Source organism: Pseudomonas sp. TWR1-1-3 (assembly GCF_049896805.1).
GTDB lineage: Bacteria > Pseudomonadota > Gammaproteobacteria > Pseudomonadales > Pseudomonadaceae > Aquipseudomonas > Aquipseudomonas bubulae.
Genome location: NZ_JAFCUZ010000001.1, coordinates 1285900 through 1297582, shown reverse-complemented (window position 1 = coordinate 1297582; position 11683 = coordinate 1285900). Strand labels below are relative to the sequence as shown.

The 11683-nt window shown below is 60.0% G+C and carries 10 protein-coding genes; 1 reads left to right on the top strand and 9 read right to left on the bottom strand.

Annotation, left to right across the window (positions count from 1 at the left end):
• Positions 1-126 precede the first annotated feature (126 nt).
• The 6 genes from ACP7BE_RS05765 to ACP7BE_RS05740 all read right to left on the bottom strand — a co-directional run bounded on the left by ACP7BE_RS05765 (position 127) and on the right by ACP7BE_RS05740 (position 7189).
• The gene (locus tag ACP7BE_RS05765) at positions 127-528 is read right to left on the bottom strand and encodes an ExbD/TolR family protein (RefSeq protein ID WP_016780647.1); all 402 of its coding nucleotides are present in this window, start codon (positions 526-528) and stop codon (positions 127-129) included.
• Positions 528-1232 carry a MotA/TolQ/ExbB proton channel family protein gene (locus ACP7BE_RS05760; protein ID WP_095002841.1) on the bottom strand — a complete coding sequence of 235 codons (705 nt, stop codon included), beginning with the start codon at positions 1230-1232 and terminating at the stop codon, positions 528-530. The genes ACP7BE_RS05765 and ACP7BE_RS05760 overlap by 1 nt, the downstream gene beginning before the upstream one ends.
• 53 nt (positions 1233-1285) lie before the next feature.
• Positions 1286-2095, bottom strand: a complete 810-nt coding sequence (locus ACP7BE_RS05755; RefSeq protein ID WP_095020717.1) for an energy transducer TonB — start codon at positions 2093-2095, stop codon at positions 1286-1288.
• Between the two features lie 669 nt (positions 2096-2764).
• Positions 2765-4588: an ABC transporter ATP-binding protein gene (locus ACP7BE_RS05750; RefSeq protein ID WP_095039033.1), complete on the bottom strand. Its 1824-nt coding sequence runs from the start codon at positions 4586-4588 to the stop codon at positions 2765-2767.
• 551 nt (positions 4589-5139) lie between these two features.
• Positions 5140-6528: a sensor histidine kinase gene (locus tag ACP7BE_RS05745; RefSeq protein WP_095002838.1), complete on the bottom strand. Its 1389-nt coding sequence runs from the start codon at positions 6526-6528 to the stop codon at positions 5140-5142.
• Positions 6506-7189: a response regulator transcription factor gene (locus tag ACP7BE_RS05740; protein ID WP_016780653.1), complete on the bottom strand. Its 684-nt coding sequence runs from the start codon at positions 7187-7189 to the stop codon at positions 6506-6508. Before ACP7BE_RS05740 ends, ACP7BE_RS05745 begins: the two co-directional genes overlap by 23 nt.
• Before the next feature lie 210 nt (positions 7190-7399).
• Between ACP7BE_RS05740 and ACP7BE_RS05735 the strand changes: the two genes are divergently transcribed.
• Positions 7400-8755 (top strand): MATE family efflux transporter, encoded by a 1356-nt coding sequence (locus ACP7BE_RS05735; RefSeq protein WP_426105091.1) that lies wholly within the window; start codon positions 7400-7402, stop codon positions 8753-8755.
• 83 nt (positions 8756-8838) lie between these two features.
• On the opposite strand, the gene ACP7BE_RS05730 is transcribed toward ACP7BE_RS05735, so the two are convergent.
• The 3 genes from ACP7BE_RS05730 to ddpC are packed head-to-tail and all read right to left on the bottom strand — an operon-like array spanning position 8839 to position 11683.
• A complete protein-coding gene (locus tag ACP7BE_RS05730; RefSeq protein WP_095002836.1) occupies positions 8839-9810 on the bottom strand; it encodes an ABC transporter ATP-binding protein in 972 nt (323 codons plus the stop codon).
• Positions 9807-10799 (bottom strand): ABC transporter ATP-binding protein, encoded by a 993-nt coding sequence (locus ACP7BE_RS05725; RefSeq protein ID WP_426105088.1) that lies wholly within the window; start codon positions 10797-10799, stop codon positions 9807-9809. The genes ACP7BE_RS05730 and ACP7BE_RS05725 overlap by 4 nt, the downstream gene beginning before the upstream one ends.
• 2 nt (positions 10800-10801) lie before the next feature.
• Positions 10802-11683: a D,D-dipeptide ABC transporter permease gene (ddpC, locus tag ACP7BE_RS05720; RefSeq protein ID WP_095026689.1), complete on the bottom strand. Its 882-nt coding sequence runs from the start codon at positions 11681-11683 to the stop codon at positions 10802-10804.

Below are 11683 nucleotides of genomic sequence, written 5' to 3'. Positions count from 1 at the left end.
TCAAGCAAGCCGCTCCCCTGCAGGGGCCAAAAGCCCCTGCGCGGCGTGGGTGGTGCGTGGTTACATCAGGATCAAAAGCCCCTCACCCTGGCCTTCTCCCTATGGGAGAGGGTTGGGGTGAGGGCTTCATCTGGCGGTCATCACCGATATCTTGGTAATGCCCGAGCGTTCAATGGAGGCCATGGCCTTGGCCACCTGGCCGTAGTTGACACCTTCGTCCGCCTGCAACTGCACGCGCACTTCCGGGTCCTGGGCCTTCACGTCCTGCAGGCTTTTTTCCAGCAGTTCGGGGGCCACTTCGTTCTTGGCCAGGTAGAACTTGCCGTCCTGGTCAACGCTGACCACCACCGGGTCCTTTTTTTGCGCCGAGGCCACGGCGTCGGTCTTGGGCAGGTTGATCTTGATCGCGTTGGTCATCATCGGCGTGGTCACGATAAACACCACCAGCAGTACCAGCATCACGTCCACCAGCGGGGTGACGTTCATTTCGCTGAGTACTTCGTCACTGTCCTGGGTTGAGAAAGACATCAGCTTGCCTCCCGCACTGGGGTGCGCTTGTTGGAAATGGCCTGACGGTCGATGGCAAAGGCGCTGCGCTGGGCGAGGGCGTCGAAGTCATGGGCAAAGTCGTCCATGTTGGCCGAGGCCAGCTTGAGGCGACGCAGGAAGAAGTTGTAAATCAGCACTGCCGGTACCGCGACCGCGATCCCCACGCCGGTTGCGATCAGGGCATGACCGATGGGCCCGGCCACGGTCTCCAGGCTGGCGGAGCCGGTTGCGCCGATGGTTTGCAGCGCTTCCATGATTCCCCACACGGTGCCGAACAGACCGATAAAGGGCGCGGTGCTGCCGATACTGGCAAGAATCGCCTGACCGCTTTCCAGGGCGCGGCGCTCTTTTTGAATCTGCTGGCGCAGGTTGCGCTCCAGACGATCGGAGCGGTTGATGGTGTGGGCCAGTTGCTGGGTGGTGCGCGGGCTGTCATCAACAATCATGGCTTCAAAACCACTGTTGGCGATGCGGGCCAGGGCGCCGGGGTACTGGCTGGCATGTTCGGCCGCCGTCAGCAGGTCAGGGGCTGCCCAGAAGGCTTTGCTGAATTGCGAGTTTTGCGCTTTCTGGCGCAGGTATTGCGATGACTTGATGAGCAGCAAGGCCCAGCTCACCACCGAAAACAGCACCAGTGCCCAGAGCACCCCGGGGACAATCATGGAAGACATAGACTCGTTCATGGTTACACCTCACACGGCGGCTAAATAAAAGTTAGTGTCGGCACCCGGCTGGGTTATTCCGGCAATTTGAAAGAGATGGTCTGGGTGGCAAATCCTTCGATGGGGGTATCCCCTCGTTTGGCCGGGACAAACTTCCAGTTGCGTACGGCTTCTACAGCCGCGTCATCGAGTGCCTGTTTACCGCTGGATTTGGTGACCTCCACCGTCCCGGCGCGCCCGTTGGGCAGTACCTTGATTCGCAGCACCACAGTGCCTTCCCAACTGCGTCGCAAGGCCAGGGATGGGTACTCGGGCGGCGGGTTGCCAAGGCTGGCGAGCCCCGATACCGCCGCGGTTTCCTTGACCGGACCCGGTGCTGCGGCAGGCGCCGCGGGTGCTGCTGGCGCAGTCGGTGCCGCCGGAGCAGCTGGCGCCGGTGGGGCGGGCTTGACCGGCTGCGGTTTTTGCACCGGCTTGGGCTTGACCACCGGTTTGGGTTTTTCTATGGGCTTGGGTTTTTCCACCGGTTTTGGCGGCTCCTTCACCGCATCTTCGTCCTCGGGTGGAGCTTCGGGTTCTGGCGGCGGCGGTGGCGGTGGCGGCTCTTCCACGGGTGGCGCCGGTGGTGCCGGGCTGGTCAGTTCGACGGTCATTTCCGGAATTTCGGGCGGCGTGACCACGGGCTCGGCCTTGGCCTGCTGCATGACCCACCAGGCGCCTGCGTGCAGCAGGGCAACCAGGCCCACCAGCAACAACGCCCGCGATGTAACCAGGCCTGCGGGTGTCGAGGTGTTGGCTACATGGGGAATATGGGTCCACTGCTGTACTCGTTCGGCGTCGAGCAGCGGGGCAGACCGCGTTTTATTCTTTACCTCGTCACTCATAAAAGTCCCTCGACTAAATGAAGGGCAATAAGGCTCCGTTCGCCCTTGCACGCAGGGACGAGAACTGTTTGTTTAACGGTTGTGTAATAAGTGCAGGAAAACACTTATTACGGTGTGTCAAAAGCGGGAGGGCAAGAATGTCATGTGTATTCCTTGTGTTGAATCAAGAGGTACGGTGTCTGGAGGTTTGTAAAGTTCCGTTAAGTTAGGTAAAGCAACAGCTATGCCAACAGCGCAGGAAATGTAGGGTGATGGCGGTTTATTTAATAAGGGTGTGACAGGTTTCATCCAGAGTAATAGTGCAAGGGATAATGACGGGGCATGAACTAAGGCGTCGCACAAAGTAAGGGGCTTAGTTGAATGAATGATACGGCGCTATTGTCTGACAATCAGGCAATCGCAGGCGGATGTAATAAAAGAGTGCACCAACGTGAACAGTGACTGCCAACTAACAGTGCAGTTGTCGGGTCCTATGGCTGGCAGGCTGGGAAGCGTGTGCCATCAGGGAGCGCACCCCCTCGATGTTACCGATGGCAAATAAAAAAGCACCGGCCAGCCGAATGTCGGTGGGCAGGTGCTTATAGGCAACTATCATCAAGTAATAACGTAAAACGTACCAGGCAGTTAGTGTTGCGGAAAAGCAACTGAATAATATGGGGGGAGGGGCTGTTACGCTTTTTCCGTGACTGGCAAGTCATCTTTCAGTTCATCTTGTTCACTCAATAATCCATCGGACTGATGTTGCCAAAGTCGGTAGTACAGGCCTTTACGTTCCAGTAGTTGGTGGTGAGTGCCATCTTCGGCAATCTGCCCTTTGTCCAATACAACAATGCGATCGAGATGGGCGATAGTTGAAAGGCGATGAGCTACTACCAGTACGGTTTTGTCCGACATGATGTCGTCGAGGCTGTTCTGAATCAGACTTTCGGTTTCTGAATCAAGACTGGCGGTGGCTTCGTCCAGTATCAGGATGGGCGCGTTCTTTAACAGTGCCCGGGCAATAGCGATACGCTGGCGCTGACCACCGGACAACTTGACCCCGCGCTCACCGACCAGGGCGTCATACCCTTCGGGCATTTGCAGAATGAACTCATGGGCATGGGCGCGCTTGGCGGCCAGGATAATTTGCGCGTCACCGGCATGCACATCGCCATAGCCAATATTCTCGCGCAAGGATCGATGAAACAGTCCGGGCTCCTGGGGGATCAAGCCGATATGGGTGTGCAGCGACTGCTGGGTCATGGCCTGTATATCGATGCCGTCCACTTCAATTTTGCCACCCTGGGGATCGTACGAACGCAACAGCAAACTTAGCAACGTTGATTTGCCCGAGCCGGACAAACCGACAATACCCACCCGTTGCCCGGCCCGAATATCCAGGTTGAAGTGCTTGAAGATCGGCCTGTCGGGGCTATAGCCGAAGTTGACATCGCGAAAGCGGATGGCGCCTTTCTCGATATTGACGGGTTGGGCGCTGTGCTGATCGGGCATTTCATGGGGTTGCAGCAGGGTATCGATACTGCTCTCGATATTGCCGATGCACTCGAAAAAATGCATGAACTGCATGCTCAAAAAGCTGCATTGCGCCACGATCATCAGGCCCAGGGTGGCCACCATCACAAACTGGCCCACATCGATCTTGCCCAGATGCCACAAGTACAGCGCCAGGGCTACCAGTCCCACGCGCAACACAATGGCCAGGCTGTCCTGCAGCATGCGGACCTTTTCCTGATAGAAGAAGGAACGTTGTCCGGCCTGTTTTTCCTCGATCTGGTAGCGGTTCAGGTAGTTGAGTTCGTAATCCTGGCGGGCGAACAGACGGATGCTGTTGAGGTTGCCCACCGCATCGACAATCTTGCCGGTGGTCAGGCTGCGCGCGCTGGCATGCCTGGCGGCGAGTTTTTGTGCCTTGAGCGACAACCGATACGCCAGCCAGGTGTACGCCGCTACCCAGACCAGCAGGCCCAGGCCCAACCAGGGCGAAGCCAGGGTCAGCATGACCAGGCTGGTGACCAGCACCGCGACAATCGGCAGCATTTCCACGATCAGCAGCCAGGTGATTTCCAGCAGGCCGATGGTGCCTTCATTGATCCGGTGGGCCAGGCTACCGGCAAAGTGTTCACCGAAATAACGGGCCGAGTGACGCTGCAGATAGGCAAACATGTCGCGCACGATACGAATTTTCTGCAGGGGCCTGACCATGATCATGCACAGCGTGGCACCCCTGGCACAGAGCAATTGCACCACTGCCAGGGCGAACAGCAGGCCCAGGGCGGGCAGGCTGGCCTGCAACAGGTCGCCTTGTTGCCAGGCGCCTTCACTGACCGCGCCGGTGATGCGGCCAATGGCGTAGGGCATCAACGTGGCAGCCATCGCCGCGCCGACTTGCAGTAGCGTAATACCCCAATACCAGCGCGGATACAGGCGGATGTAATGCCATACCAGGGCCCACGGCCGATTGGGAGGAACGGTTATAGCGTCAAATTCGGACATGACATACCTGTCTTGTAAACAATGCCAAAAGAGCCGCTTCTGCCGCACTTGCTTAAAGGGCGGCCAAGCAGGGGGTACGCAGAAAAACAGGAGGTGGCTATCCGTCGCCCGTACGCACAAGGCGGGGCTTCAGAGGCTGGGCAGACTAAGTGTCAGTGCCTGGACAGGCGTTCTGGCCGCGCAGGCGCAAGGCACAAAAATAGGGGGAATGCAGGGAGAGGGTTGGCGTGCACACATCAGACATCGTTGTTATTCCTTATGACAGCGGGTCATTGACGCGACTTTTGGTCGGTCTTTGCACTGAATATGGACGGCTATACCGCCCTTGTTCGCAACTGGTGCGGTTACACCCCCTGGAAGCTGTGATTCCAGAGAAAGAACTGCGAACGGCAAATAACAAGAAAAAAGTGTGCCAAGTTGTGTCTATCGAGCCAGAGGATTGTTTTTTTGCGGGAGCACCGTGGTGCCCCCCAATCGCGGGCAAGCCCGCTCCCACAGGATGTGCATCGTCCATGTGGGAGCGGGCTTGCTCGCGATTAAAGGCAACGCGGTCAGCCGGGATTGATCAGGCTCTGGCGACAATGCAGGGTCAGCCGGGCGCCGCCGCTCTCGCGGTTGTTCACCTCCAGGCTGAAGCCGTGCAGGTTGACGATGGCGGCGACGATGGACAGGCCAAGGCCAAAGCCGCTGTGCTTGTCATCAACCCGGTAAAAGCGCTGGAACACCGCCACCCGTTCGGCCTCGGGGATGCCGGGGCCGGTATCGAGCACTTCGATGAGCGGGCTGCCATTGTCGTCGGTCGCCCGCAGGATCACCTCGCCGCCGGGCGGGGTGAACTTGATCGAATTGCTCAGCAGGTTGGACAGGGCTTCGAACAACAAAGCCCGATCGCCCGTGAGGCCAGGCAAGGCCGCTGGCGTTTCGAGCGTCAACGTCACCTGACCCTCTTCAGCCAGCGGCAGGTAAAAATCGTACAGCTCCTGCAACAGAGGCAACGGGTCGAGTTGCAGGAAACCGGAACGACGCTGATGATCTTCCAGTTCCGAGATGCGCAACAAACCGCGAAAGCGTGCCATCAGGGTGTCGGTTTCGCCGATCACTTCGTCCAGCTGCAACGCCTCGGCCGAGCCCTCGACGGCTTGCTGGCGCATCCGGTACAGCTGGGCGCGCAAGCGGGTGAGCGGGGTGCGCAAATCGTGGGCAATGTTGTCGCACACACCCTTGACCTCGTGCATCAGCAGTTCGATGCGATCGAGCATGGCGTTGACGATGGCGGCCAGCATGTCCAGTTCGTCACGGCGGTTGGACAGCGGCAGACGGTAGGTCAGGTCGCCGGCGACAATTGCTTCGGCACTGGCCTGAATCGACCGGATGCGCTGCAGCGGGCGGCGGCGCAACAAATGCCAGCCGGCAATACCGGGGATGATGGTCAGCGACACACCCCAGAACAGCGCATGCAGAATAATCCGCGTTACGGCAAACAATGAGCCGTTATCGCGCACCAGCACCAGCCAGCGCCCGTCATTGGTGTGCGTGGCTACGGCATCGCAGCTGTCTTGCGGTAGATTGGGGTCGTCGGAGTCAATGCAGGTGCTCAAGGCATGGATCTGCCCGTCCAGAGGCAACCCGGCAGGGATGGTCTGGATCGGGCCGCTCAACGGCCTGTGTTGCGCATCGAACAGGCCATAGGCATCCACTGTACGCAAATCGAACGTCATGCTGGTGGCCAGCGCTTCGTCGAGTTGCTCACCCTCAAAGCGTGCAAACAGGTGTTGGCGCTGCATCAGGGAGTGTCTGGCCAGGTTGCCCAGGTAGTCCGAGACTTCGTAATACAGCACTCCCATCAGGATGCAGCTCCAGGCCACAAACAGAAAACTGTACAGCGCCAGCAGCCGGCTGCTGGAAGAACGCCAGCCCTTAGAGGGGTTCGGCAATGACATAACCCGAGCCTCGAACAGTGCGAATCAGAGGCACCTGGCCCGGCGGATCGATTTTTTTGCGCAGACGACCGATGTGCACATCGATCAGGTTGGTGCCCGGGTCGAAGTGATAGCCCCAGACTTCCTCGAAAATCATCATGCGCGAGAGGATCTGCCCGGTGTTGCGCATCAGGAATTCCAGCAACTTGTACTCGGTGGGCAGCAGGCTCAGCTGTTGTTCGCTGCGGCTGGCTTCGCGGGTAATCAGGTTGAGCTCCAGGTCGGAGACGCGCAGCGAGGTTTCGTATTTGTCGGCCGGGCTTTTGCGCCGCAGCAGTACTTCCACGCGGGCCGCCATCTCATCGCTGGCAAAGGGTTTGGTCAGGTAGTCATCGCCCCCGGCCCGCAGGCCGCGCACGCGCTCATCGACATCGGAGAGGGCGCTGATCATCAGGATCGGTGTGCTCACGCCAATGGTTCGCAAGGTGGTGACAATCGCCAGGCCGTCCAGTTCGGGAAGCATGCGGTCGAGGGTGATCAGGTCGTAGTCGCCACTGACTGCGCGCACCAGACCTTCCCGGCCATTGGCGACCCAATCGACCTCCAGGCCGTGGCTGGTCAGTTCCGCCACGATTTCTTTCGCCGTTACGGCATCGTCTTCAATGGTCAAAATACGGGTCATACCGCCACCTGATGGTCTTTTTTATCGGTGAGCACATTTTGCCTCGAAAAAGCTGAAACGTTTCTTAATATTTCTTCATGTTCAGCCAGCTGTTAGAAAAGTCAGATCTAAGGCCATTGCCCGGGGCTTTGGAGGAGGGCGGATTGGCTTCAATATTAAGTTACATATGCGGTATAACCCCACGTCGTTATTTTCCGGGACTCACTTTCCATGCAAACCCCTTCACAACGGCCGCTATGGCAGATCTACCTGATCTTCCTGGCGCCGATGGTCCTGTCCAATTTCCTGCAGAGCTTTTCCGGCACCCTCAACGGGATTTACGTTGGCCAATTGCTGGGCACCCAGGCCTTGGCTGCGGTGTCGGGGATGTTTCCCATCGTGTTTTTCTTTATCGCCCTGGTCATCGGTCTGGGCGCCGGTGCCTCGGTGCTGATCGGACAGGCCTGGGGCGCGCGGGAAACCGTACTGGTCAAGCAGATCACCGGGGCAACCCTGACCCTTGGCGCGGTGATCGGCCTGGTTGCCGCGGTGCTGGGCAGCCTGCTGGCGCGCCCGGCCCTGCTGGCGTTGGGCACCCCGGTTGACGTGCTGGAAGAGGCCGTCGGCTATGCCCGGGTGATGATGCTGATCATGCCGTTGTTGCTGGTCTTTATCCTCTTTACCCAGATTTTGCGTGGGGTCAGCGATACGGTTTCGCCGTTGCTGGCGCTGATGGTCTCCACGGTGGTGGGGTTGCTGCTGACCCCTGCGCTGATCCTGGGCTGGGCCGGTTTGCCAACCCTGGGCATTCAAAGTGCGGCCTATGCAGGGCTGGTGGGTAACGTACTGGCCATGCTGTTTTTGGTCCTGCGCTTGCGTCATAAAAAACATGTGATGGCGCCTGACCGTGAACTCTGGGCCGCGCTGCGCCTGAACCGCGAGATCCTGGGCAAGGTGCTGCGCATCGGCTTGCCAACCGGGGTGCAGATGGTGGTGCTGTCGCTGTCCGAACTGGTGATTCTGGCGCTGGTCAACAGTCACGGTTCCCAGGCTACGGCGGCCTATGGCGCAGTGACCCAGATCGTCAATTATGTGCAGTTTCCGGCGCTGTCGATTGCCATTACCGCCTCGATCCTCGGGGCCCAGGCCATTGGTGCCGGACGCATCGAGCGTATCGGGCCGATCCTGCGCACCGGTCTGCTGATCAATCTGTGCCTTACCGGTGCCCTGGTGGTGCTCGGTTATGTGCTGTCGCACTGGTTGCTGGGCCTGTTCATCACCGATGTCGAGGCGCGGGTACGGGCTGAGCACTTGCTGCATATCATGCTGTGGAGCGTGCTGGTGTTTGGCTTCCAGGCAGTGATCGGCGGGATCATGCGGGCCAGTGGCGTGGTGCTGGTGCCGATGGCGATCACGATTTTTTGCGTGCTGTGCATCGAGCTGCCAGCGGCTTATATGCTGGATGCGCACTTTGGCCTGCAAGGCGTATGGATGGCGTTCCCGGTGACCTATGTGGCCATGCTGGTGCTACAGACGGCTTATTACCGACTCGTGTGGCGGCATAAGCAGATACAACGGCTGGTTTGAGTTGTGGCCAAGCCGGATACCGGGTCTATATCCGGCGCTACCGGCATCCGTGCCGGTTCGGCGAGCCTGCCCGCAAAGCGCTTTCAGCCCATAACGTGGCACCGCACCCGCTGGTGCTCGCCGCCGCGCATCACCTGTGGTTGCTTGCAGCCTTCACGACTGGCGCTGCAACGCTCGAGAAAGAAACAGCCTTCGGGCAGTTTGCGGTTGCCCGGCAGTTCGGTGGGCGCCGCTACCTGCTCGGCCAGCAAGGGCACACCCAGGCGCGGTACCGCTTCAAACAACAGGCGCGTATAGGGATGGCGCGGTTGATCGAGCACCTGGGCGGCGTTGCCCAGTTCGACGATTTGCCCCAGATACATCACCGCCACGCGGTCGGCCATATGGCGTACCACCGATACGTTATGGGAAATCAGTATGTAGGTGAGGTTGCGTGCCTGCTGCAGTTCGGCCAGCAGGTTGAGGATTTGCGCCTGCACCGAGATATCCAGTGCAGATGTTGGCTCATCGAGAACGATAATGTCCGGGTCTGATGACAGTGCCCGGGCAATTGCGATGCGCTGACGTTGCCCGCCGGAAAACTGGTGGGCGAAACGGTCCAGATATTCCGGACGAATGCCCACTTGAGCCGCCACTTTGGCGGCAATGCTGCGCATTTGTTCGCGCGAGCGCATGCCGCGGGCGTACAGCGGTTCGGTGATGATGCGCCAGATCGGCAGGCGCGGGTTGAGCGACGATTGCGGGTCCTGGAACACGATCTGCACGTTGCTGCTGCCTTCGCCCTTGCTGCCGTTGGCCCAGCTCAGTTCGCCGCTGCTGGGTTTGAGCAGGCCCATGAGCAATTGTGCCAGGGTGCTTTTACCGCAACCCGACTCGCCGACGATGCCCAGGGTTTCACCGGCCCGTACCTGCAGGTCGATGCCATTGAGTGCGTGGGCATAGCCCCGGGGACGTCCCAGCCAGTCGTTGCTGACAGGGAAGCGCACGCGCACATCGGCAAGTTTCAGAATCTCGGGGCCGCTCTGCTTGACGGGGTAGATCAGTGCGCTGTTCATTGCGAAAGCTCCTGTTGCGGCAACCAGCACGCGGTTTTGCGTTGTTCGTCACGGTTGATGGCGCTCAGCACCGGGCGTTCACCGCACACCGGCATGGCATGCACGCAGCGTTCGGCGAACGTGCAGCCGGTGGGCAGGCGTGCCAGGTTGGGTACTTGCCCGGGGATGGTCAGCAGCGGTTGCCCCGGCTCGACCATCTCCGGCAGGCCGCTGAGCAGGCCACGGGTGTAAGGGTGTTGCGGGTGGCTCATGACATCGGCGGTGAGCCCCTGTTCCACCACCGCGCCGGTGTACATCACGTAGACCCGGTCGCAGAACTGTGACACCAGCGCCATGTCATGGGTAATCAGGAGAATGGCGGTGCCTTTTTGTCGGGCCTTTTCGCGCAGCAACAGCAGCACCTGGCGTTGCACGGTCACATCCAGCGCAGTGGTGGGTTCGTCGGCGATCAGCAGTTGTGGCTCACAAGAGAAAGCCAGGGCAATCATCACCCGCTGGCGCATGCCCCCCGACAGCTCGAAGGGGTAGCTTTCCAGCACCTGCTCGGGGCTGGCGATATGCATGTCGCGCAGCAGGGCGACAGCCTTGGCATGGGCCGCGGCAGCACTGATTTTCTGGTGGTGGATGATGACATCGAGCATTTGTCGGCCGATGCGGCGGGTCGGGTTCAGGGCGGTCATGGGCTCCTGGAAGATCATCGCCGCATCGCGGCCACGAATTTTCAGCAGGTCCTTTTCAGGGGCGCTGAGCATGTCACGGTTGAGCATGCTCAGGCTGCCGGAGGTGATGCGATAGCTGCGTTCGGGCAGCAGGCGCATGCTCAGCATGGCGGTCACCGATTTGCCCGAGCCGGACTCGCCGACCACACCGACAATCTCGCCGGGGTTGACGTGCAGCGACACGCCGTTCAACGCCTTGACGCTGCTCTTGTAGGCCGGGAACTCAAGGCTCAGGTTGTCGATGGCCAGTACCGGTTGCGAGTGAGTCATGGTCATTTCCCCTGTTGCCGCGGGTCGAGCAGATCGCGCACGCCATCGCCCAGCAAGTTGAAACCGGTGGCGGTGATCAGGATCGCCAGCCCCGGAAAGGTCGAGTACCACCAGTTGTCGAGGATGTAATTGCGCCCCGTGGCGACCATCGCGCCCCATTCCGCCGTGGGCTGTTGCGCGCCCAGGCCGATAAAGCCCAGGGCCGAAGCCATGAGAATGGCGCTGCCGATGTCCAGGCTCAGTTGCACCAGCAAGGGTGGCATGGCGTTGCGCGCCACATGCCAGTGGACCATGTGCCAGCGTTGGGCACCGAAGGTTTCGGCGGCTTTCACGTAGCCCATCTGGCGAATGCCAAGGGCCTGGCCGCGGGCCAGGCGCACATAGGACGGAATCCGCACCAGGGTGATGGCCAGCATGGCGTTGAACAGGCTGGCGCCCAGTGCGGCGGCCAGGGCCATGATCAACACCAGCGACGGCACCGACAGCATGATGTCCATCAGGCGCATGGTAAGGGCATCGAAGCGTCCGCCTATTACACCGGAAAAACAGCCCAGCAGGCCGCCGATAAAACATGAGGCAAAGGCCACGAACAGACCGACACCCACCGATTGCTGGCTGCCGTACAGTACCCGGCTGAACAGGTCGCGGCCCACTTCATCAGTGCCGAACCAGTGCTCGGCGGAAGGCGGCGCCAAGCGCTCGGCAAGGTTCAGGGCATTGGGGTCATGGCTGGCCAGCCAGGGGGCGAAAATCATGCACATCACCACCATCAGGGTGATCAGCAGACCTGCCATGGTCAGCGGGCTGCGGCGGATCTGCCAGGTCAGGTAAGTGAGCTTTTCACGCCATTGCGGGCGCGGTATTGCGGTCAAAGGCACGGACAT